We start from the raw sequence: 21,295 nt of genomic DNA, 5'->3' as shown, positions 1-21,295 counted from the left end.
GCCATCCTGCGGCGCGGCGGCGGCGGGCTGGGGCCGGCGGTCACGCTGCGGGCGGCCGTGGCGTGGCTGGCCGTGGCGGCCGCGATGCCCGTCTTCCCGCCGGGCGCCGACCATGGTCGGGCTGGGCGGGCCGAAGGCGTCCTCGGCCAGGGCATCCACCGGCAGCAGGCGGAAGCCCAGCGTGGCCAGCACCGCCGGCAGCGCATCGGCCTTCACGCCCAGGCGGCTGGCGACGTCCGGCGGCAACATGGCGGGGGTACGGCGGGTCAGGTGGCCCAACTCGCCGGCCACGCGCTCCGCCACGTCCAGGCGCAGCAGCACAGGGCCGGCCTGCACCCAGCCCATGGTCTCGGCGAAGCCGCGCGGCCAGCCTTCCGGCGGTTGGATGGAGACGAGGCCGCCACCCGGCAGCGTCGGCACGATGCATTCGGCCTTCAGCGCCCAGAGCTGCGCGCGCAGTGCCATCGGCTTCGGCTTCAGCACTTCCGGCAGGTACAGCGCGAAGCGCCCGGCACGGATGCCGATGGCCTTCAGCTTCTGCCGCAGCTCCGGGTTGATGTCGGCTTCGGTGCCACCGGGGACGAGGCCCAGATACTCCCGCAGGCGGAAGGCGGGGCCGCGCAGAGTGTTGTCCTCGGCCGCCTTTTCCTCGACCGTGGCGAGGGCGGCGAATTCCTTCGCCAGCATCGCTTCCAGCCAGGTGGCCAGCTTGGCGCGGATGCGCTCCCGCTGGGCGCCGTCCAGGAACTCGCTGGGCAGGGGCTCGACCTGCGGCTTGTCCGGCGTCGGGCCGGGCTTCAGCCGCGCAATCTCCGCGCCGTCCCAGACGATGCGGTGGGTGGGGATGAGGGAGAATTCCTCGTCCTTCGCCGCCTCCAGCGCATCGACCCGGCGGGGCATTTCGCCCACCAGGGCGCGGCGCGCCGCGCGCATGACCAGCTTACGCTCGTCCTCATTGGCGACTGTCGCATCCGGCTCGAACACGAAGCCGCTGACATGACCGACCGGATGGCCTTCCACTACCACCTCTCCTTTACGATTGACGGCGGACAGCAGCTCTTCCTCCGTCTCGTCCAGCCTGCGGATCAAGTGAGCCGCGCGGCGGTCGACGAAACGGGCGGTCAGGCGCTCATGCAGCGCGTCGGAAACGGCGTCCTCGGCCGCGCGGGCCTCGGACTGGAAACGGGTTGCATCGCGCACCCAATCGGCCCGGGCGGCCACGTAGGTCCAGACCCGGATAGCCGAAAGGCGTGACATCAGCGTATCGAGGTCGCCCTCGATGTTACCCAGTTGGGCGATCTGGCTGGCGACCCAGTCATTGGGCAGCGAGCCATCCTCGGCGAGATGGCCGAAGATCTTGGCGGCGAGGCGGGTGTGGCTGTCATCCGCCAGCTTCCGGAAATCCGGGATCTGGCAGGCTTCCCACAGCAGCCGCACCCGGGCGCGGGAGGAAGCCAGCCGGCGCACATCCGGGTCGCGGGACAGGGCTTCCAGCGTGATATGGTCCGTCGCGTCGTTGCCGCGGGACAGGCCGGGCTGGTTCGGTGCCAGGGCCAGGCTGTCCAGCAGCGCGTCGATGCTGCTGGTATCCAGCGAGGAGTTCCGCCAGGCGAGGGTGGTCAGCGCCTCGAACTGGTGGTTCTCGATCTTGGCGACGATCTCCTCCGCCAGTGGCGGGCAGTCGGCGGTGACGCCGAAGCTGCCGTCCCGCATGCCGCGCCCGGCGCGGCCGGCGATCTGCGCGGCTTCCTGCGCCGTCAGCGGGCGCGGGCGGTGGCCGTCGAATTTCTGCGTGCTGGCGAAGGCGACATGGTCGACATCCATGTTCAGCCCCATCCCGATGGCGTCGGTCGCCACCAGGAAATCCACCTCGCGGTTCTGGTACAGCGCCACCTGGGCGTTGCGGGTGCGGGGTGAGAGGCGGCCCATGACCACGGCGCAGCCGCCGCGCCGGCGGCGGATGGCCTCGGCGATCGCGTAGACCTCGGCGGCGGAGAAGGCGACGACGGCGCTGCGCGGCGGCAGGCGGGTCAGCTTGGCCGGGCCGGCGTATTCGAGCTGGGAAAGGCGTGGGCGGGTCTCGATCTCCGCCTGCGGCACCAGGCGCTGCAGCAGCGGGCGGATGGTCTCCGCGCCCAGGAACATCGTCTCGACCAGCCCGCGCGCGTGCAGCAGCCGGTCGGTGAAGATATGGCCGCGGTCAGGGTCGGCGCAGAGCTGGATCTCGTCCACCGCGACGAACTCGGCCTTGCGGTCCAGCGGCATGGCCTCGACCGTGCAGGCGAACCACCTGGCCTCGGGCGGGACGATCTTTTCCTCGCCGGTGATCAGGGCAACGTAGCGCGCCCCCTTGGCCGCCACCATGCGGTCATAGTTCTCGCGCGCCAGCAAACGCAGCGGGAAGCCGATGATACCGGACGCATGCGCCAGCAGCCGGGTGATCGCCAAATGGGTCTTACCCGTATTGGTCGGACCCAGGATGGCCTTGACGCGGGCCGGAAACATCGAGGCGGACGAGTTCGTGGGGACGAAGGCTGACATCGCAGCCAGTGTGTGGCGCCAATGGGGGGTGCTTGGCAACGGGGGGCGTGCGGCGCGGGGCCGTTAACCGACCGAAAGGCAATTCCAGGCTAGTGCGGGGCGTAGCGCGCCAATGGCTGGCGCGGGGGGAAGGAACGCCAATGCTCCGCTGGCTCGCATCGTCGCTCGCCTTGCGCCTGTACGCCCTGATGGGGCTGGCGGGGCTGGTGGCCCTGGGAATTGCCCTGCTGGCCTTCCATGGCCTTTCGCGTGGCGAGGAGCACGTGCGGAACCTGCACCGCTCCCTCTCCGCCGCCTGGCATGCGGAGCGGGTGAATGCCGAGGTGATGGAGGCGGTGGCCGAGAGCCGCCTGCTGTACTTCACCGCCGACCCTGTTGGGCGGCAGCGGGCGGCGTCCCGGCTGCAGGAGGTGCTGGGGCAGATGCAGGGCGAGATCGGCCAGTGGCGGCCGCTCGTCCGGCCGGAGGGCGAGGCGGAGTTCGCCCGCATGGCCGCCGCCGCCGCCGAATTCGCCCGGTTCCGGGAGGAGGTGGCCCGCGTGGCCGTGGCCGAGGGCCACCAGGCTGCGGACCGGCTGGGCAATAACGAGGCCAACCGGGCCGTGCGCCGCCAGTTCAACGAATTGCTGCAACAGGCGGAGCGGAGCGCCGGCGCGCGCGCGGCGGCCGACCTGGCGGCGGCGCAGGCGGAAGCGCGGCAGACGGCGTGGACCCTGGTGATCGTGGCGCTGGCCGGCCTTGGCGTGCTGGGGGTGGTGTTGCCGCTCGTGGTGCGCCGCAGCATCCTGCGGCCGCTCTCGGCCACCGGAGCGCGGCTGGGCGGCATGGCGCAGGGCGATTTGGGCGCTGCCGTGCCCGGCACCGCACGGACCGACGAGATCGGTGCCCTGGCCCAAAGCGCCGAGCAACTGCGCCAGAGCCTGAGTGAGGCGCGCAAGGTGGAGGCCGGCGCCCGGCATCAGGCCGAGCAGCGGGCGCAACAGGCGGAACTGTATGCCAGCGCCGTCGCCGCCTTCCGGCAGGAAGTGGACCGCGCCATGTCCGGCCTGTTCCAGGCGACGGAATCGGTGGGCGGGGCGCGGCAGGCGCTGATGCAGGCGGCGGAAGTGGGCGAGGATGCCGGGCACGCGGTGGCGGATGCGGCCGGCGGCACCGCCCAGGAAGTGCGCACCGTGGCCGCGGCGGCCGAGGAAATGGCCTCCGCCGTGCAGGAGATCGCGCGCCAGACCGCGCAGGCGACCCAGGCCGCGACCGGCGCGGCGGAGGCCGCCCGCAACAGCGACCGCACCGTGCAGGGGCTGACGGACGCCGCCGCCCGCATCGGCGACGTGGTGCGGCTGATCGGCGACATCGCCGGACAGACCAACCTGCTGGCGCTGAACGCGACGATCGAGGCGGCACGCGCGGGCGAGGCCGGCAAGGGCTTTGCCGTGGTGGCCAGCGAGGTGAAGTCCCTGGCCAGCCAGACCGCCAGGGCGACCGAGGAGATCGGCGGGCAGATCGAGGCGATGCGGCAGGCCACCGGCGCCACGGTACAGGCCATTGGCGGCATTGCCGCGACCATCGCGGAGATGGACCGCATCAGCGCCGGCATTGCCGCGGCGGTGGAGCAGCAGGGCGCCGCGACGAAGGAGATTGCCCGCGCCGCCGCCGCCGCCGCGCAGGGCACCAATGCCGTGGCCCAGCGCAGCGCCGACGTGCAGGGCGCAGCCACCCGCACGCGGGCGGAACTTGTCACCCTCTCCGGCGCCGCCGATGGGCTACAGGGGCGCAGCGCGGAACTGCGCCGCGCGGTGGATGGCTTCCTGGCGCGCACGGCGGCGGACGGGCGATGATGGGACCGGAGCCGAAACCGTGAATGGCGTGACGAGGTGAAGGCCTGGCACGTGCGCCGTGACCGCAGCACCCACTGAAGCACCTCGCCCCAGCGACTGGCCCCTGGTCCTGCCGGCGGGGCTGGGGCAGGCTGGCGGGGCTCATGCGCCAAGCTCCTGCCTCGACCTCCCATGCCTTGCGCCACGCGGCGCTATTGGGCGCCGCCTATGCCGTGGTCGGGGTGTTCCAGCCCTTTCTGCCGGCCTTCCTGACCTCTCGTGGCCTCGATGCGGGGGAGGTCTCGGTCGCCCTGGCACTGGGTTCTGCCGTGCGCCTGCTGGTAGGGCCAATGGCGGGGCGGCTGGCCGATTCGCTGCACGACCCGCGCCTGCTGCTGGCAGCGACGGCGGCGGCCTCCGCCCTGGCGGCCTGCGGCTTTCTGCTGGCGGCGGGCGTCGTCGGCATCCTGCTGGCGCAGCTGATGTACAGCACCGTCCTGGCCCCGCTGGTGCCGTTGAGCGAGACGGTCACGCTTGCCGCCGCCAGGCGCGGGCTGTTCGACTACGGCCGGGTGCGCGCGGTCGGCTCGGCCACCTTCATCCTGGCCTCGGCGCTGGCGGGCTGGCTGGTGGGGCGGCAGGGCTACGATATCGTGCCGGTGCTGCTGGCGCTGATGCTGGTGCTCTCCGCCCTCGCGGCGCTGACGCTGCGGCGGACGGGCGAGGTGCGCGTGGCGCGGCCCGGCAGTTTCCGCGCCGTGCTGGCGCTGCCGGGGCTGGGGCGGCTGATGCTGGTCTCGGCCCTGGTGCAGGGCAGCCACGCCGCACTGTACGCGTTCGGCGCCATCCACTGGGCGGCGGCAGGGCACGCACCGCTGACCATCGGCCTGCTATGGGCCGGTGGCGTCATCGCCGAGATCCTGCTGTTCACCTTCGGCCACGCGCTGGTGGAACGGCTGGGGCTGCGCGGCCTCTCCCTGGTCGCGGCGGTGGCGGGGGTGGTGCGCTGGGGGCTGCTGGCCGGCACGGTCTGGTTGCCGGCGCTGGCGGTGGCGCAACTGCTGCATGGCCTGACCTTCGGCGCGCAGTATCTGGCCTCGATGCGCCTGCTGATCAGCCTGGTGCCGCCGGGGCAGGCGGCGACGGCGCAATCCCTGCACGCCAGCCTGGGTGTCGGCGTCGCCACGGCGCTGCTGACGCTGGTGTGTGGCCCGCTCTACGCCAATTTCGGCGGCGGAGTGTTCTGGCTGATGGCGGCGCTTTGCGCGCTGGCAGTGCCGGTGGCGCTGGGCCTGCGCCCACCGGTGGCGGAGCCGGCCGAGACACCCTGAAGGCGTAGCGTTGGCGAACGGCAGGGCCGGGGAAGCGGGATTCCCCGGCCCCGTGCGGTCAGACGCTGGCCAGCAGGCCGGCCAGCAACCGGGCGCGGGGCACCAGGCTATCCATCAGCACGTGTTCGTTCAGCGTATGCGCGTTGCCGCCCATCACGCCCAGCCCATCCAGCGTCGGGATACCCATGGCGCCGGTGAAGTTGCCGTCCGAGCCGCCGCCGGCGCTCTCATGCCCGATGGTCAGGCCCAGCTTGGCGCCGAGGCCGCGCGCCAGCTCATACAGGCCCATCGTGCCGGCATCCGGCTCCCACACCGGGCGGGTGACGCCGCGCTTCACCTCGAAGCGGACATCGCCGCTGGTGTCGTTCAGCGCCAGCATCTTCTCCACCGCCGCGTCCAGATCCGCCTGGCGCTTGGCCATGCTCAGCGACTCGGCATCGCAGAAGGTGGGCACGCAGTTCACCCACTGGCCGCCATGGAAGACGCCGACGGAATAGGTGCAGGCCTCGGTCGTCATGTCCTCGATGGCGATCATCCGGCGCGCCATCTCCTTCACCGCGCTGCGGCCGGCGGAGAGTTGCGCGCCGGCATGGCTGGGCTTGCCAGTGGCACGCAGGTTGAAGCGGGCAATGGCATAGCGGCCGCTGACCACGCCATGGTCGGCGCGCCCCGGCTCCGGCACCAGCACCACCTGGTGGCGGGCGGCCTCGGCCTCAATCAGGTCGCGGGTGGAGGGGCTGCCGATCTCCTCGTCGCTGGTCAGCAGCACCGTCACCGGGCGGCTGGTGGGGATGCCGGCCTTGGCCAGCGCGCCCAGTGCCTGCAGCGCCAGCACGGTGCCGCCCTTCATGTCGAACAGGCCGGGGCCGAAGGCGCGGTCGCCTTCCACGCGGAAGGGCAGGCCGTTCGCCAGCGTGCCTACCGGATGCACCGTATCCAGATGCGCCAGGATCAGGATGCCGCCGGCCGGGGCGCCGGGGGGCGCGAAGCGGGCACGGACGCAATCGCCCAGGCCCAGGCGGCCGGGAATGCGCTCCACCTGCGCGCCCATCAGCGCCATGTCCCGCATGGCGAGGGACATCATGGCATTAACGGCGGTGGCGTCGAAGGTCGGGCTTTCCTGCTCCACCCAAGGACGCATCGCGGCCAGCAGCGCCTCCGCCGTGAAGGGCAGCGCGAGGGCCCGGTCCGCGTTGGGGGAGGGGGCATTCGGCGTCGCTGCATCCATGGGGTGGTGCTCCTGCTGGGCGTGGCGCCGAGGGTGGCGCGCATTACGCGGGACAAAGACAGGCTGGTCCATGCCGCATCCGGCAGCGGCGGCGGCCATGGTTCCGGCGGTGAGGTGACGAGCCTGCGATGCCCGGGCCGATGCGGCAAGGGGGTCCGGGCGGCCGGGAATGGTCGGTTTGGGCGGATGAGAAGGAAGATCAGCGGAAGGCCGGGGAAGAATTCCCCGATCCCCTTCCTTTGCTTTTTCGAGTGCTCTGGTGCGACTGCGAAGCAGGTGTTTCGATCTGAAGCGGGGCGGCAACGAGGTGCGCGGACCGATGGTCCAGCTCTCGTGCCTGTTTCCATCACCAGGGCACGCCCCTACAGCCCGGGGAGAGCTGCCAAAACTGCAGAAAAAGAAGGGGCCTGGGGAACTCCTTCCCCAACCTTCCTTAGCTTCCGCAAAGGCCTGGGTGCACACCGCCACTGACGCATGTGTGGCTGACGGCGGCCGGGGCCGCCTGCTAGCCTGCCTGACGATGACAGACACCCCGACCCCCCGCCGCATCGCACCTGAGAGTGGCGCGCATCTCTGGACCGCGGAGGCGCTCTCCCCCGCCGACTGGATGGTGCCGCTGGGGGCCGAGGCCGCCGCGGAAACCCTGGCGCCGCCGGGCGAGCCGAGGCCCGTGCTGGACCCCTTGCTGTCCCGCGTGGCGGAGCGGCTGGCGCATGGCAAGGGCTTCGCGCTGCTGCGCGGCCTGCCGGCGCCGGAGGATGGCGCGGCACTGCTGGCCACTCTGGGCGAGCGGATGGGCGAGAGGATGACCGTACCGGCCGGCAGCCTGGCGGAGGGTGCCAGCGATATCCTGCTGCTACTGTGCCGGCAGCCGACGACCGTGACGCTGCGGTCCGCCGCCGCCGTGCACAACGCCCTGATGAAGGCGGACCGCGCCCAGCTGGAGGTGTTCTACCGCCCGCTGCCACATGGGGAGGATCTGGACCTGCCGGTCTTTGCTGTCAGCAGCGGCGTGTTTTCCGCCTGGCTGCGGCGGGAGGCGATCGCCCGCGCCACGCCTGCCGCAGCGCTGGCCGCGCTGGATGCGGCGCTGGAGACGCCGGGCCTGGCGCTCAGCCTGCCGCTGCGGCCGGGGGATGTGCTGGCGCTGAACCCCTTCCTGGTCTGGGCGGACCCGGCATCGGGGCTGGAGGCGCTGGCGCTGCGGGGCAAGGTGGATTCCCGCCTGGCCACCGGTGCCTTCGCGGGGCTGGGCGCATGATGCGCATCCTGGTCGCGAACGCCAACACGACCGAGGCGATCACGCAGCTCTGCGCCGCGGCGGCGCGGGATGCGGCGGCGCCGGGCACCGAGATCGTGCCGGCAACTCCCCGCTTCGGCCCGGCGGTCATCTCCTCTCGCGCTGAGAACATCATCGCCGGGCATGCGTTGCTGGAGTTGCTGGCCGGGCATAGCGGGCAGGTGCAGGCGGTGGTGCTGGCGGTCAGCCACGACACCGCGCTGGAAGCCGCACGCCAGCTGATGCCCTGCCCGGTGGTCGGCATGACCGAGGCTGCGTGCCTGACCGCCTGCATGGTGGCGGCGCGCTTCGGCCTGCTGACGCTGGGTGGGGTGGAGACCTACCGGGAACTGATTGGCCGCCATGGCCTGTCCTCCCGCCTGTCCGGCCTGGATGGCGTGGCGATGACGCCGCAGGAGGCGGTGCGCGACCCGGCTGGGGCCGAGGCGGCGGTGCTGGCAGGCATCCACCGCCTGGTGGAAGGCGGCGCCGATGCGGTGGTGCTGGGCGGTGCCGCGCTGGCCGGCATGGCGGCCCGGCTGGCGGACCGGTCCCCCGTGCCGTTGCTGGACGGCATTGCCTGCGCGGTGAAGCAGGCCGAGGCGCTGGTGGCGCTGAACCTGCCGAAGCCGCGTGCCGGCAGCCTGGCGCCGCTCTCGGGCCGGGATAGCAGCGGGCTGTCGGCCGAATTGGCGGCGATGTTGAAGGGGTGACGCTGGGGCGTGTTTTCCTCGGCCTTCATTGGACTGACTTGATGGCCGGCGGGCCGATTTCCGGGAAGGCAGACCTCTGCAGAATCGCGTCAGGACCAGGGGGTCATCCAATGGATGGCACAATTGCCTGCGGTTGAATCAAGCGAAGGCGCGCATCACGCGATCAAACGAGATCGGAGCTTATCCGCTCCATTCGCTTTTCAGCAGATAAGCTTCAAGGTGGGTCCGCCGCGTATCATGCCCTGCGAAACCCGAGCTCGCCGGCCGCGTGATTTCCCGCTGATTCACCGGCGACGGCCACGTTCCAAGGCTACAGGCGCCGCATCCGGCATCTGGACCCACCTCAAAACTCGCAGAAAAAGACGGGGGCTTGGGGGAGTTCATGCCCCCAACCTTAACTCGGCGCTTCTGCCGACCGCCCCTCGATCGCCCGCAGCACCGACGCGGCCGCTGCCGCGCTGGGCACGCCGCCCTCCGGCCGTAGCATGTCGAACACGCTGGCGAAGCCGTCGCGCTGGGCTGTCGCCGCGGCGGGGTCCGTCAGCAGGCGGACCAGTTCGGCGGAGAGCTTTTCGGGCGTGCAATCCTCCTGCAGCAATTCCGGAATGATGCTGCGCTTGGCGAGGAGGTTGACGATGCTGACATACTGCACCTTGACCAGCCGGCGCACGATGGCGGCGGTGATCGGGTTGACGCGGTAGCCCACCACCATGGGCACGCCGGCCAGTGCCACCTCCAGCGAGGAGGTGCCGGATTTGATGATGCCGGCCTCGGCGGCGGCGAAGGCGTCGTATTTCTCGGCGATGTCGCGCACCAGGATGGGCGCGGGGTGCCAGCCGGCGGCGACGGCGCGGACGCTCTCCTCCACCGGCCCGGCGAGCGGGACGACGGGGCGCAGCTTCGGCACGCGGTTGGCGGCCAGCTTCAGCGCGGCGCCGAAGGTGGGTAGCAGGCGGCCGACCTCGCTGCGGCGGCTGCCGGGCATGACGAGGACGATGCGCTCATCCGGCGCGATGGCGTGGAGGGCGCGGAAGCGGGCGGCGTCGCCCTGGTCGGCGCCGGATTCCAGGATGGAATGGCCGACGAAATCGACCGGGATGCCGGCTTTCTCGAAGAAGGGCGCCTCGAAGGGCAGCAGGGCCAGGATGCGGTCGACTTCCTTGGCGATGCGCTTCACCCGCCCCTGGCGCCAGGCCCAGACCTGGGGGGCGACGTAGTGGAGGATGGTGAAGCCCTTGGGCCTAACCCGCGCCGCCACGCGCAGGCCGAAGCCGGGGCTGTCGATGGTGACGACCACGGCGGGGCGGCGCGCTTCGATATCGGCCACTGTCTGCGTCAGCCGCTGGGAGAGGCGGCGGATATTGGGCAGCACCTCCGCCAACCCCATCACGGCGAGTTCCCGCATGGGGAAGAGACTGACAAAACCCTGCTCGGCCATGCGGTCGCCGCCGACGCCGGCGAAGACCAGGTCCGGGCGCGCGTCACGCAGGGCGGCGATCAGCCGGGCCCCCAGCAGGTCGCCAGAGGCTTCCCCGGCGACGATATAGACCAGCGTCATGCCGGCACCGCCACGGGCGGCTTGTGGAAGGATCGCTTGGGCCAGTCCCGGTGGTTGAAGACGGCGCCTTCACGGCGGACGGCCTCGATGCGCGCGGGGTCCAGCTCGGCGAACACCCATTGCGGCATGTCGAGCGCGCCGCGCGCTAGCACGCCATCCTCCGGGAAGCCGCGGTCGATCGGGCCGAACACGGCGGCGTAGCCCCGGTTGGCATCCAGCGCGGCGGACCAGGGCGCGGTGCCGACGGTGGGGGTGATGGCGACGAAGCACTGGTTCTCCACCGCGCGCGCGGCGGCGCAGACGCGGACGCGGTTGAAGCCGTGCAGCGTGTCGGTGCAGGAGGGGGCGAGGACCAGCCAGGCGCCGGCTTCCACCTGGGCGCGCACGTGCTTCGGGAATTCCGCGTCGTAGCAGACGGAGATGCCGATCAGCCCCCACGGCGTGCTGAATACCGAGGGGCTGGCACCGGCGGTGACGCCCCAGCGCTCCCGCTCGAACCGCGTCATCGCATGCTTGTCCTGGGTGGCGAGGCGGCCTTCGGGGTCGATCAGCGGGGCGCGGTTGCGGATCAGGCCATCGGCATCCCGCATCGGCAGGGTACCGGCCAGCAGCCACAGCCCGGCGCGGCGGGCGGCTGCGCGCATCTCGGCCAGGATGGCGGGCGCGGCTTCGACCATCGCCGCCAGCTCCGCCGCCTCGTCAGCGATGTCGGAGCGGGTGAGGGCGGCGCCCAGCTCCACGCAGGCATATTCCGGCAGCACGGCCAGCTCGGCGCCGCCGGCTTTGGCCTGGGCCAGCCAGTGGTCCAGCTTGGCGCCGAAGGCAGCGATGCCCTCGGGCCGCTCCACCGGGTATTGCAGCAAGGCGAGGCGCAGGGGCCGCGCGGGTACGGGCTGGGCGGTCATGGCAGGGCGCGTTCCCAGAAATCGAGCATGTGGGGCGTTTCCCCGCGCCGGCCGGTCTCCCGCCAGGGCAGGGCGCAGGCGAAGCCGGCGGGGGCGTAGCCGCGATTGCGCCAGAAGCCGTCCAGAGGCGTATAGCTGGCGGGGCGGCGCGGGTCGGCAGGGTCGTCCCGCCGCACGGCGCAGAAGGTGGTGCGGTGCAGGCCCAGGCTGCGGGCATGGGCTTCGCGCCGCTCGAAGAAGCGAACGCCGGCGCCCTGGCCGCGCCAGGCCGGCAGCAACACGCTCTCCCCGAAGTAGCAATAAGCCGCCGGGTCGCGCCCGCTGGCGATGAAGGGCGCGCGGGCCCAGCCATGGGCGTTGGCCATTGGTTCGCAGGTGGCGGCACCGACGGCGCGCTCGCCGTCCAGCGCCAGGATGATGGCGGCGTCGGCGTTGCGGGAGAAGTCGCGGAGATAGGCGGCCTCGGCCCGGCGGTCGCCTTTGTACAGATAGGGCCAGTCGCGGAACACACCGATGCGCAGCCGCGCCAGGGCCGGCAGCCAGGGTTGCAGTGCGTCGCCGCGCACGGTCTCGAAGCGGAGGGCCATGGGGGCAGGGATACAGCGGATCGGCGGGCGGGGCGAGGTCGGGGCGCAGGGCGAGGGCTTGGCGGGCCGGTAGCGCCGAAGGTGAATTTATTTCGCTCGATGAAATTCGGAACTTGTATGACGATTAACGATGTCTTTAAATATAACGATACGGAAAATGGCGCCCGAGCCGAGCCAATCGAGAATAAAAAGCAAGTCGGCAGAAGAACAGTCGCATCTACGGCTAATAAGAAAATATTGGCGAACCGAGAATAATCGGCACCGGCCAGGAATAACCAACATGAACGACGAGGCCCCGCGCCTTCGGCATTTTCTCCCTGCACTGGCCCTGGCTCTGTTCAGTGCTGGCTCGATCTTCGCCGTTACCTTGGCCTCGCCCCGGCAGGGCAGCCAGATGGCCGTCATCGCCCCGCCCTGGTTCGGTCTGGGGGATACGGCAGCCATCGTGGTCCAGGCCGGCGGGCGGATGGTGGAGGCCGGCGGCTTCGGCAACGTGCTGGTCGCCTATTCGGAGGACCCCGGATTTTCCGCCGCCCTGTACCGGGCCGGTGCCTGGTTGGTGGTGGACCCCGCAAGGCTGCGGGGCTGCCTGGGGCTGAACGATGCGCCCGCCGCCATGGAAGGGCGCGTCTGATGCAGGAAATCACTGGCCTGCGGCAGCGCTTCGGCCGGCTGCTGATCCTGCTGTTGTGGCTGCACCTGCCGCTCATCGGCGCCGTCGCCTGGCTGACGGGGCATCCGCCCTGGCCGGCCATGGCGGTGACCCTGGTACTGAACGGCGCGGTGCAGCTTTCCTGGTGGCGGCAGGGCCCGGCGCCGGCGACGCGCTATCTCTCCGCCGTGGCGCTGATGGGGCAGCCGGCGCTGCTGGTCTACCTGCTGGCCGGCCATGGCTGGCAGATGGACATGCACATGTACTTCTTCGCCACCCTGGCCCTGCTGATGGCCTGGTGCGACTGGCGGACGCTGGTGGTGGCGGCGGCGACCATCGCGCTGCACCACCTGGTGCTGAACTTCATTTATCCCTCCATGATCTTCGCCCGCGGCGCGGACCTAGACCGGGTGATCCTGCACGCCGCCATCGTGGCGTTCCAGACGGCGGTGCTGGTGTGGCTGAGCCAGACCCTGGTCAGCAGCTTCGCGCGGATCGAGGCGATGTCGGCCGAGATCATGGAGCGGACGCGGGAGGCGACGGCGGCCAGCGAGGCCAAGAGCATGTTCCTGGCCAATATGAGCCACGAGATCCGCACGCCGATGAACGCCATCCTCGGCTTCTGCCACCTGGCGCTGCGGACGGAGCTGGCGCCGCCGCAGCGGAACTACCTGGTGAAGATCAAGACCGCCAGCGGCAACCTGCTCTCCCTCATCAACGATATCCTGGACTTCTCCAAGATCGAGGCCGGCAAGCTGGTGCTGGAGAAGGCGGATTTCGGCCTGCGCCCGGCGCTGGACAGCACCATCGGCATCGCCTCCCTCCGCGCGCAGGAGAAGGGCATCGCGCTGAATGTCAGCATCGCCCCGGACGTGCCGGATGCGGTGGTGGGGGATGCGCTGCGGCTCAACCAGGTGCTGCTGAACGTCATCAGCAACGCGGTGAAATTCACCGAGCGTGGCGGCGTGGACGTGGCGGTGCGGGTGCGGGAGCAGCGGGGCGAGGACCTGCTGCTGGAATTCGCGGTGCGCGACACCGGCATCGGCATGACGCGGCAGCAGCGGGAGATGCTGTTCAGCACCTTCTCCCAGGCCGATGCCTCCACCACCCGGAAGTTCGGCGGCACCGGCCTCGGCCTCGCCATCAGCCGCCAGCTGGTGGAACTGATGGGCGGCACTATCGCGGTGGAGAGCGAGCCGGGGAAGGGCAGCACCTTCACCTTCACCACCGCCATGCAGCGCGGCGATGCCGAGGTGATGTCCCGCCGCCTGACGGTCGAGGCGCTGCGCAAGCTGCGCATCATGGTGGTGGACGACAATTCCGGCTCCCGCGAGATCCTGCAGGCCACCTTCGGCGCCTGGGGCATGCAGGTGGACCTGGCGGCATCCGGGCGGGAGGCGGTGAGCGCGCTGGAGGCGGAGGCCACGCGCGGCCGGCCCTACGACTTGGTGATGATGGACTGGAAGATGCCGGGGATGGACGGCGTGGAAGTGGCGCGGGCGATCCGGGACCACGTGCGCCTGTCCCACATCCCCACCATGCTGATGGTCAGCGCCTATGGGCGGGAGGAGGTGATGTCCGCTGCCGATGGCGCCGGCATCTCCGCCTTCCTGGTCAAGCCGGTGGATGCCGGGCTGTTGCTGGAGACGCTGACCCGCCTGTTCAGTCGGGCCGAGGCGGTCGTGCTCGCCGATGCGTCACGGGATGCCGCCCCGCCGCCCCCGGCATCGCCACTGATGGGCCGCCACCTGCTGCTGGTGGAGGACAACGAGATCAACCGCGAGCTGGCAACCGAGATCCTCACCGATGCCGGCCTGGTGGTCGACACCGCCGAGAACGGGCGCATCGCCTGCGACAAGGTGCTGCACGGGCCCCTGCGCTACGATGCCGTACTGATGGATGTGCAGATGCCGGTGATGGATGGCTACGAGGCCACCACGCGCATCCGCCAGGCGCTCTCCGCCACCCAGCTTCCCATCATCGCCATGACGGCGCATGCCTACGAGGCAGAGCGGCAACGCTGCCTGCAGGTCGGGATGAACGACCACCTTTCCAAGCCCGTCGATCCCGCCGCGCTGATCCGTACGCTGGAGCAGTGGATCAGCGCCTCCCCCGCGCCTGCCGCGCCGGTGCCGGAGCCGCCGCCGCGCCCGCTGCTGGCGGAGGACGAGTTGCCGGACAGCATGCCTGCCTTCGACCTGCCGGCGGCGCTGCGGCGCGTGAACGGCAAACGCAAGTTGCTGCGAAAGCTGATCCTGGATTTCGGCGCCCGATACGCCTCCGCCACCACGCGCCTGCGCGGCATGATGGCGATGGGTGAGTTCGAGGACGCGCGCGCGCTGGCGCATACGCTGAAGGGCGTGGCCGGCGCGTTGGAAATCCGCCTGGTGGCCGAGGCGGCACGGCATGTCGAGGACTCGCTGGCGCATGGGCAACTGGACGCCGTGCCAGCCTGGCTGGACCAGTTGGAACAGGCGCTGGCCGCCGCCCTGGCCGCCATCGACACGCTGCGCCAGTCCCTGCCGCCGGAACCGCCGCTGGCCCCCGCCGTCCGCCCCGCGACCATCGACCTGGTGGCGGCCGAGCCGCTGCTGGCGCAGCTGCGCCAGCAGGTGGAGCGCCGCAGCCTTTCCGCCCGTCGGACCTACGAGGCGCTGGTGCTGCTAGTGCCGCCCGGCATGCCGGCCATGACGGCGCTGGGCGATGCATTGTCCCGCCTGGACTACGCCAGCGCGGCGGACCTGATCGAGACCATGTCGGACGCCTTCCGCGTCCAGGAGGGAGCGCAGTGAGGCAACGTGCTGTCATCCTTGTCGTTGACGACGAAGTCAGCAACATCGAGATCCTCAGCGAGGCGCTGGAGGAGGAGCATGACATCTCCTTCGCCACATCGGGGGCGGAGGCCGTCCGCGTCGCGCGCAGCTTGCTGCCGGACCTGATCCTGCTGGACGTGCTGATGCCGGGGATGGATGGCTACGAGGTCTGCCGCGTCATCAAGTCCGACCCGCTGCTGATGGACGTGCCCATCATCTTCACCACCGCGCTGGGAGACCAGGAGGCCGAGGTACGCGGCCTGCTGATGGGCGCCATCGACTACCTGGCCAAGCCGATCTCGCCTGTCATCGCCCGTGCCCGCGTGCGCAACCATGTCGAGATGAAGCGGATGCGCGACGAACTGGCCGAGCTGGCGGTGACGGACGCGCTGACCGGCCTCGGCAACCGCCGGCGGCTGGAGAAGTCGCTGAACCAGGATGTCTCCCGCCTGACGGAGACCGGTGAGCCACTATCCGTCATCATCCTCGACGTCGATTTCTTTAAACGCTTCAACGACGCCTACGGCCACGCCGCCGGGGACCGCTGCCTGGCCATGGTGGCCGCGGCGCTGAACCGCGCCATACGCTGCGCCTCCGACGTCGCTGTCCGCTATGGAGGGGAGGAATTCGCCTGCATCCTGCCCGCCATGGGCCACGAGCAGGCGCTGGATGTGGCGATGCAGATCAAGGAACGCGTCCTGCTGCTCGGCATCCCGCATGCGTCCTCGGACACGGCGCCGATCGTCACCGTCAGCATCGGCGTGGCGACCGCCGCCTGCGTGCCGGGGGCGGTGCCGGACCACTGGATGCGCGTGGCGGACAGCCAGCTCTACCTGGCCAAGGCAGCGGGGCGGAACAACGTGATCGGGACCACCTTCGATGCGACGGAAGTGCTGCCGCATTAGGGGGTAAGGCCGGGGAAAGAATTCCCCGGGCCCCATCTTTTTGCTTCAAGCTTTTGGAGAGGAGGTCGGCGCCTAGTAGCGTGACAGCCAACGGTTCTGTCGGCGCGGATTTGTAAAAATATCCAAGCTGCGCCTGCCGGCCCTGCCCCCTAACTCGCAGAAAAAAGATGGGGTCTGGGGAATTCCTTCCCCAGCCTTTTGCATCTACCCCCAAATCAGCCCGTCTTCTCCATGTTCCAGAAGAATTGCACCGGGGAGACCACCATGCCCTTCAGGCTGGTACGGTAGGCCATCGGCTGTTCGATCAGGCCGGCCGGTGCGTAGGGCACCGTCTCGAACGCCCGGCGTTCGATCTGCGCCGCCAGTTCCTTCTGCCTCGCCGTATCGGCGGTCGCGATCCACTGATCGCGCAGGCCTTCCAGGGTCGCGTCCTCCGGCCAGCCGAACCAGGCGGTGGCGCCGTTGCTGCGGATCAGCGGGTGCAGTGCCGGGTTCAGCACATCGGCGCCGGACCACAGCGTATGGAACACCGACCAGCCGCCCGCATCCGGCAGGCCGCGATTGCTGCGGCGGCCGATGAAGCTGGCCCAGTCGGTCGAGATCAACTCGACATTCATGCCAAGGTTCTTCAGCAGTTCCTGCGTCACCAGCGACTGGTTGTAGGCGATGGGCTGGTCCGCCGGCGCCAGCAGCACGACCTTCTCGTTGGCGTAGCCGGCTTCCTTCAGCATCGCCTTGGCGCGTTCCAGGTCCCCGCGCATCGCCTCCTGCCCACCGGCGCCGGTGGACATGGGGGAGCCGGGGGTGAAGAAGGTCTTGGCTTCCCTGTAGTAGTCGGGGCTGCCGACCACGGCCTGCATGTAGTCCTCCTGCTTCATCGCCATCAGCACCGCGCGGCGCACGCCGGGGTTGTTGAAGGGCGGCTGCGCCTGGTTGAAGCGCATCAGCAGGATCAGGCCGAGCGGCACGTTCTGGATGGCGATGTTGCGGTCCCGCTTCAGCACGGGCAGGAGATCGACCGGCGGCTGCTCGTACCAGTCCACCTCGCCTTGCAGCAGGGCGCCGACGGCGGCGGAGGGCTCGGTCAGCGCCAGCCACTCGATGCGGTCGATCTTCGCCACTTTGCCGCCAGCGGCCCAGGAGGGCGCTTCCTCCCGCGGCTTGTAGGTGGCGTTGCGGGTGTAGATGGCGTTTTGCCCTGGCACCCACTCGCGGCTCTGGAACTGCCAGGGGCCGGAGCCGGTGGGGTCCGAGATCGGCTTGGACGCATCGCCCTGCGCCACCCGCTCCGGCATGATGAAGGGCACGTTGGAGGAGAGCTTGCCCAGTGCATCCGGCAGCAGCGGGAAGGGCTTCTTCAGCCTGATGCTGAAGGTGCGCGCATCGTCGGCGGCGTAGCCTTCGACGAACGTCGCGAACGTCTGGCCGAAGGCGTCGCGCTTGGACCAGCGCTGGATGGAGGCGATGCAGTCCTGCGCGCGCACCGGCTGGCCGTCATGGAAGGCCAGGCCGTCGCGCAGGTGGAAAGTCCATGTCAGCCCGTCCGGCGCCGTCTGCCATTCACGGACCATCTGCGGCTTGATCTGGAAGTTCGCATCGGTGGCGAACAGCGTGTCGTAGATCAGGTAGCCATGGTTGCGGATGACGTAGCTGGTGGCGACGATCGGGTCCAGCGAGGGCAGCGGCGTGGAGGGGATGAAGCGCAGCGTGCCGCGGTTGCCGCCGCCGCCTTGCGCGTGGGCGAAATGCGGCCGCGCGAGGCCGGAGGAAGCCAGGGCGGCACCGCCGGCCAGCAGGGTGCGCCGGGTGAGGGGAAGGCTCATGGGCGAGAACTCCAGCAGGTGGCCGGCGGCGCGGCCGTGACGATCAGGCAGCCAGTGCGGCGATTTGCGGCAGGGCAGGGCGGGTGGCGAGCGCGGTCCGCATCAGCGCCTCCACCTCCGCCGTCTCCTCGGCCGAGAGCGCCAGGCGCGGCGGGCGCGTCAGATACGTGCCACGGCCCACGATATGCTCGCACAGCTTGATGCACTGGACGAGGTCCGGGCGCGCATCGAGGTGCAGCAGCGGCATGAACCAGTCGTACAGCGCGCGCGCTTCCGCGTACCGGCCGGCGGCGGCCAGGCGGAACAGCGCCTCGCCCTCCTGCGGAAAGGCGTTGGACATGCCGGAGACCCAGCCCTTGGCGCCAAGCATGATGCTCTCCACCACGGTGTCGTCCAGGCCGGCGAACATGAGGAAGCGGTCGCCCACCATGTTGCGGACATCGGTGAAGCGGCGGGAATCGCCCGAGGATTCCTTGAAGCACACCACCGTCTCGCAATCCGCGAGGGAGGCGAGGATCTGTGGCGTGACGTCGTTCTTGTAGATGGGCGGGTTGTTATAGACCATCACCGGCAGGTCGGTGGCCTTGGAGACGCCGCGGAAATGCGCCGCCGTCTCATGCGGCTTCGAGGAATAGACCAGTGCCGGCATCACCATGACGCCGTCCAGGCCGATGCGCGCGGCTTCCTTCGCCATGTCGCAGGCGAAGGCGGTGGTGAACTCGGCGATGCCGGCGATGACCGGCACGCGGCCGCCGGCGGCATCCTTGGCCGCCTCCATCACCGTGATCTTCTCGTCGCGGGAGAGGGAGCAATTCTCCCCCACCGTGCCGCAGACGATGAGGCCGGAGACACCGTCGCGGATCAGCGCCTGCATGACGCCGTGGGTGCGCTGCACGTCCAGGCTGAGATCGTCGTGGAACTGCGTGGTGACGGCGGGGAAGACCCCCTGCCAGCTGACCTTGGGCATTGGCGTGCTCGCTGCGATATGTCTTGCTGTGTCGAATGTAGAATTTATACAATCGGTGCGTCAACAATGTTTCAGGCCCCGGGCGGGAGATGGACAGCCTCCACCCCCTGCGGATAGTCAGGCGCCAAGGATCGCGAAGCGGCACGCCATGCACAGGATCGGAGAACCCCGGTGAGCACCACCACCGCGCGCGGCCGCAAGGGCCTGGCGCATCGCACCGTGGCCGGGGCGCTGCTGGAGGAGATCCGCCGCCGCATCCTCGATGGCAGCTTCGCCGCCGGTTCCCAGCTACGGCAGGACACGCTGGCCGAGGAGTTCGGCGTCAGCCGCATCCCGGTGCGCGAAGCCCTGTTCCAGCTGGAAGCCGAGGGCTTCGTCCGCATCCTGCCGCATAAGGGCGCGACGGTGTCCTCCCTCTCAGTCGAGGACGTGGCGGAGGCGTTCGAGCTGCGCGCGTTGCTGGAGCCGCGCCTGCTGCGCCATTCCGCGCCGCGCCTGACGGAATCGGATTACGAAGCCATCGACGTGGTGTTGGCGGATTATTCGCGCGCGTTGCGGGAGCGGGATACGGCGCGCTGGGGCGAGCTGAACACCACGCTGCACCTGATGCTGTATCAGCACGCCGGCAAGCCCCGCACCGCGACGCTGGTGACCAGCCTGCTGCAGGAATGCGACCGCTACACCCGCCTGCAGCTCTCCTCCGACCTTGAGTCCCTGGAGCGCGCGGATAGCGAGCATCGCGAGCTGGTGCAGCTCTGCCGCGCTGGCGACGTGCGTGCCGCCGTGCCCTTCCTGAAGCAGCATGTGGAGCATGTGGGGGAGGCCCTAGTGGCCTTCCTGCGCGCCCGCCAACCCTGAAGGCCTGGGCGGCAGGTTCGCGGGGCTGCCGTTGGTCAGTTCTTGCTCAGGCCGCCGGCCTGGGTGAACAGCGGCAGCAGCACCACCACGATGCCCAGCAGGGGCAGGATGGCCCAGTACTGCATCGGCACGAAGAACATCTCATGCCGCCGGTGCAGCAACACGCGCTCACCGGTCCTGGCATCGATCAGCTCGCGCGGCGGGCGGCCGTTCAGCCGCTTCCCGGACCACCAGATCGCGGCCGCCGCGGCCAGGCAGCCAATGGCGGCGCCCACCGGCTCCAACTGCGGCAGGCCCATCTTCCGGGCCAGCACGGCCAGCCCGCCGCCGATCACCAGCCACGTCACCACGATGATGGGTAGGGTCAGGATACCCCAGCCGCGCCAGATCAGGATCATGCTTCCAACGCCCAGCCTTGTTGCACAGGGCCTGGATAAACCATGTGGCCCGGCGATCGGCCACAAGCGGCAGCCGGGCCGGCGTTCAAGACCGCTTCAGGATCATGGGCGGATGTCCATGTTCACTCGGGGTAGATCATCTTTCGCGTCATGCCGCCGTCGGTGATGAACTCTGCGCCGGTGACGAAGCCGGCATCCTCGCCCAGCAGCCAGGCGGCGAGGGACGCGACGTCCTTCGGCTGTCCCACCCGGCCGGCCGGGTGCTGGGCGTGGTCCTCCGGCCGCAGGGCTTCGTCGGAGACGTTGATCCAGCCCGGGCTGATGCAGTTCACGCGGATATCCGGACCCAGGCTGACCGCCAGCGCGTGCGTCAGCGCCATCAGCCCGCCCTTGCTGGCGGAATAGGATTCCGTATCCGGCTCCGACATATGCGCGCGGGTGGAGGCGATGGTGACGATGGCACCGCGCCCGGAGGCGCGCAGCAGCGGCGCGGCGGCCTTGGTCAGCAGGAAGCTGCTGGTCAGGTTGGTATCCAGCACCCGCCGCCACTCGCCGAGCGAAAGCTGCTCCACCGGCTTGCGGATCATGATGCCGGCATTGCAGACCAGCCCGTCCAGCCGGCCCTCGGTCTCCGCCACGCCCTGCAACAGCGCGGCCACCGCCGCTTCATCCGCCACGTCGGCGATGGTGTGGCGGCCGGGGGCATTGGCGGGGGCGGGCTTCATGTCCGCCGTCACCACCCGCCAGCCCTTCGCTGCGAGATGCGCGGCGATGCCGGCGCCGATACCATGGGCGCCACCGGTGATGAGCGCGACGGGCGTGTCTGCGGACATGAAAAGCCTCCTGCAATGGAGAGCCCCGGGCCGTTCAGGCACGGCGTCCCAGGGCTCCCCGCCTCGAAACGATGCCGGCCCGCACAAATC

General features: G+C 70.2%; 17 protein-coding genes. 8 read left to right on the top strand and 9 right to left on the bottom strand.

Annotation, left to right across the window (positions count from 1 at the left end):
* Nucleotides 1–2,505 (bottom strand): helicase-related protein (locus IBL26_RS17390; protein WP_187785779.1); only part of this gene is annotated, 2,505 nt, incomplete at its 3' end.
* A gap of 176 nt (nt 2,506–2,681) precedes the next feature.
* On the opposite strand from IBL26_RS17390, the gene IBL26_RS17385 reads away from it, so the two are divergent.
* Nucleotides 2,682–4,376 (top strand): methyl-accepting chemotaxis protein, encoded by a 1,695-nt coding sequence (locus tag IBL26_RS17385; RefSeq protein ID WP_187785778.1) that lies wholly within the window; start codon nt 2,682–2,684, stop codon nt 4,374–4,376.
* Between the two features lie 143 nt (nt 4,377–4,519).
* Nucleotides 4,520–5,686 carry an MFS transporter gene (locus IBL26_RS17380; protein WP_187785777.1) on the top strand — a complete coding sequence of 389 codons (1,167 nt, stop codon included), beginning with the start codon at nt 4,520–4,522 and terminating at the stop codon, nt 5,684–5,686.
* A 58-nt stretch (nt 5,687–5,744) separates the two neighbouring features.
* Here IBL26_RS17380 and IBL26_RS17375 read toward each other — a convergent pair whose 3' ends face one another.
* The gene (locus IBL26_RS17375) at nt 5,745–6,914 is read right to left on the bottom strand and encodes a M20/M25/M40 family metallo-hydrolase (RefSeq protein WP_187785776.1); all 1,170 of its coding nucleotides are present in this window, start codon (nt 6,912–6,914) and stop codon (nt 5,745–5,747) included.
* Nucleotides 6,915–7,434: 520 nt separating this feature from the next.
* On the opposite strand from IBL26_RS17375, the gene IBL26_RS17370 reads away from it, so the two are divergent.
* Nucleotides 7,435–8,175: a hypothetical protein gene (locus IBL26_RS17370; protein WP_187785775.1), complete on the top strand. Its 741-nt coding sequence runs from the start codon at nt 7,435–7,437 to the stop codon at nt 8,173–8,175.
* Nucleotides 8,172–8,906: an aspartate/glutamate racemase family protein gene (locus IBL26_RS17365; RefSeq protein ID WP_187785774.1), complete on the top strand. Its 735-nt coding sequence runs from the start codon at nt 8,172–8,174 to the stop codon at nt 8,904–8,906. The genes IBL26_RS17370 and IBL26_RS17365 overlap by 4 nt, the downstream gene beginning before the upstream one ends.
* A 394-nt stretch (nt 8,907–9,300) precedes the next feature.
* On the opposite strand, the gene lpxB is transcribed toward IBL26_RS17365, so the two are convergent.
* From lpxB to IBL26_RS17350, 3 genes are read right to left on the bottom strand one after another with little or no spacing between them, the layout of a single operon-like run.
* A complete protein-coding gene (gene lpxB / locus IBL26_RS17360; RefSeq protein ID WP_187785773.1) occupies nt 9,301–10,464 on the bottom strand; it encodes a lipid-A-disaccharide synthase in 1,164 nt (387 codons plus the stop codon).
* Nucleotides 10,461–11,369 (bottom strand): carbon-nitrogen hydrolase family protein, encoded by a 909-nt coding sequence (locus IBL26_RS17355; RefSeq protein ID WP_187785772.1) that lies wholly within the window; start codon nt 11,367–11,369, stop codon nt 10,461–10,463. The genes lpxB and IBL26_RS17355 overlap by 4 nt, the downstream gene beginning before the upstream one ends.
* Nucleotides 11,366–11,956, bottom strand: coding sequence for a GNAT family N-acetyltransferase (locus IBL26_RS17350; RefSeq protein WP_187785771.1), 591 nt, complete (start codon nt 11,954–11,956; stop codon nt 11,366–11,368). The genes IBL26_RS17355 and IBL26_RS17350 overlap by 4 nt, the downstream gene beginning before the upstream one ends.
* 280 nt (nt 11,957–12,236) lie before the next feature.
* On the opposite strand from IBL26_RS17350, the gene IBL26_RS17345 reads away from it, so the two are divergent.
* From IBL26_RS17345 to IBL26_RS26135, 3 genes are read left to right on the top strand one after another with little or no spacing between them, the layout of a single operon-like run.
* Entirely contained in the window at nt 12,237–12,590 is a 354-nt protein-coding gene (locus tag IBL26_RS17345; protein ID WP_187785770.1) for a hypothetical protein, read from the top strand.
* On the top strand, nt 12,590–15,400 hold the full coding sequence (locus tag IBL26_RS17340; RefSeq protein WP_187785769.1) for a hybrid sensor histidine kinase/response regulator: 2,811 nt from the start codon (nt 12,590–12,592) through the stop codon (nt 15,398–15,400). The genes IBL26_RS17345 and IBL26_RS17340 overlap by 1 nt, the downstream gene beginning before the upstream one ends.
* The gene (locus IBL26_RS26135) at nt 15,397–16,326 is read left to right on the top strand and encodes a diguanylate cyclase (RefSeq protein WP_187785768.1); all 930 of its coding nucleotides are present in this window, start codon (nt 15,397–15,399) and stop codon (nt 16,324–16,326) included. Before IBL26_RS17340 ends, IBL26_RS26135 begins: the two co-directional genes overlap by 4 nt.
* A gap of 215 nt (nt 16,327–16,541) precedes the next feature.
* Here the strand turns inward: IBL26_RS26135 and IBL26_RS17330 are convergent, their stop codons facing one another.
* Together IBL26_RS17330 and IBL26_RS17325 are read right to left on the bottom strand one after the other, a co-directional pair.
* On the bottom strand, nt 16,542–18,149 hold the full coding sequence (locus tag IBL26_RS17330) for an ABC transporter substrate-binding protein (RefSeq protein ID WP_187785767.1): 1,608 nt from the start codon (nt 18,147–18,149) through the stop codon (nt 16,542–16,544).
* A 43-nt stretch (nt 18,150–18,192) separates the two neighbouring features.
* On the bottom strand, nt 18,193–19,116 hold the full coding sequence (locus tag IBL26_RS17325) for a dihydrodipicolinate synthase family protein (protein ID WP_187785766.1): 924 nt from the start codon (nt 19,114–19,116) through the stop codon (nt 18,193–18,195).
* A gap of 171 nt (nt 19,117–19,287) precedes the next feature.
* On the opposite strand from IBL26_RS17325, the gene IBL26_RS17320 reads away from it, so the two are divergent.
* Nucleotides 19,288–19,974, top strand: coding sequence for a GntR family transcriptional regulator (locus IBL26_RS17320; RefSeq protein WP_367615458.1), 687 nt, complete (start codon nt 19,288–19,290; stop codon nt 19,972–19,974).
* 35 nt (nt 19,975–20,009) lie between these two features.
* Here IBL26_RS17320 and IBL26_RS17315 read toward each other — a convergent pair whose 3' ends face one another.
* Nucleotides 20,010–20,372 carry a hypothetical protein gene (locus tag IBL26_RS17315; protein ID WP_187785765.1) on the bottom strand — a complete coding sequence of 121 codons (363 nt, stop codon included), beginning with the start codon at nt 20,370–20,372 and terminating at the stop codon, nt 20,010–20,012.
* Between the two features lie 122 nt (nt 20,373–20,494).
* A complete protein-coding gene (locus IBL26_RS17310) occupies nt 20,495–21,205 on the bottom strand; it encodes an SDR family oxidoreductase (RefSeq protein WP_187785764.1) in 711 nt (236 codons plus the stop codon).
* Nucleotides 21,206–21,295 lie beyond the last annotated feature (90 nt).

Origin of the sequence: Teichococcus aerophilus (genome assembly GCF_014490485.1) — a bacterium.
Lineage (GTDB): Bacteria > Pseudomonadota > Alphaproteobacteria > Acetobacterales > Acetobacteraceae > Pseudoroseomonas > Pseudoroseomonas aerophila.
This window is presented reverse-complemented; position numbering and strand designations above follow the sequence as displayed.

Bases quoted from the DNA above. Each gene is read 5' to 3' on its own strand.
- IBL26_RS17385 (WP_187785778.1), top strand. From the start codon at position 2,682: ATGCTCCGCTGGCTCGCATCGTCGCTCGCCTTGCGCCTGTACGCCCTG.
- IBL26_RS17380 (WP_187785777.1), top strand. From the start codon at position 4,520: ATGCGCCAAGCTCCTGCCTCGACCTCCCATGCCTTGCGCCACGCGGCG.
- IBL26_RS17375 (WP_187785776.1), bottom strand. From the start codon at position 6,914: ATGGATGCAGCGACGCCGAATGCCCCCTCCCCCAACGCGGACCGGGCC.
- IBL26_RS17370 (WP_187785775.1), top strand. From the start codon at position 7,435: ATGACAGACACCCCGACCCCCCGCCGCATCGCACCTGAGAGTGGCGCG.
- IBL26_RS17365 (WP_187785774.1), top strand. From the start codon at position 8,172: ATGATGCGCATCCTGGTCGCGAACGCCAACACGACCGAGGCGATCACG.
- lpxB (WP_187785773.1), bottom strand. From the start codon at position 10,464: ATGACGCTGGTCTATATCGTCGCCGGGGAAGCCTCTGGCGACCTGCTG.
- IBL26_RS17355 (WP_187785772.1), bottom strand. From the start codon at position 11,369: ATGACCGCCCAGCCCGTACCCGCGCGGCCCCTGCGCCTCGCCTTGCTG.
- IBL26_RS17350 (WP_187785771.1), bottom strand. From the start codon at position 11,956: ATGGCCCTCCGCTTCGAGACCGTGCGCGGCGACGCACTGCAACCCTGG.
- IBL26_RS17345 (WP_187785770.1), top strand. From the start codon at position 12,237: ATGAACGACGAGGCCCCGCGCCTTCGGCATTTTCTCCCTGCACTGGCC.
- IBL26_RS17340 (WP_187785769.1), top strand. From the start codon at position 12,590: ATGCAGGAAATCACTGGCCTGCGGCAGCGCTTCGGCCGGCTGCTGATC.
- IBL26_RS17330 (WP_187785767.1), bottom strand. From the start codon at position 18,149: ATGAGCCTTCCCCTCACCCGGCGCACCCTGCTGGCCGGCGGTGCCGCC.
- IBL26_RS17325 (WP_187785766.1), bottom strand. From the start codon at position 19,116: ATGCCCAAGGTCAGCTGGCAGGGGGTCTTCCCCGCCGTCACCACGCAG.
- IBL26_RS17315 (WP_187785765.1), bottom strand. From the start codon at position 20,372: ATGATCCTGATCTGGCGCGGCTGGGGTATCCTGACCCTACCCATCATC.
- IBL26_RS17310 (WP_187785764.1), bottom strand. From the start codon at position 21,205: ATGTCCGCAGACACGCCCGTCGCGCTCATCACCGGTGGCGCCCATGGT.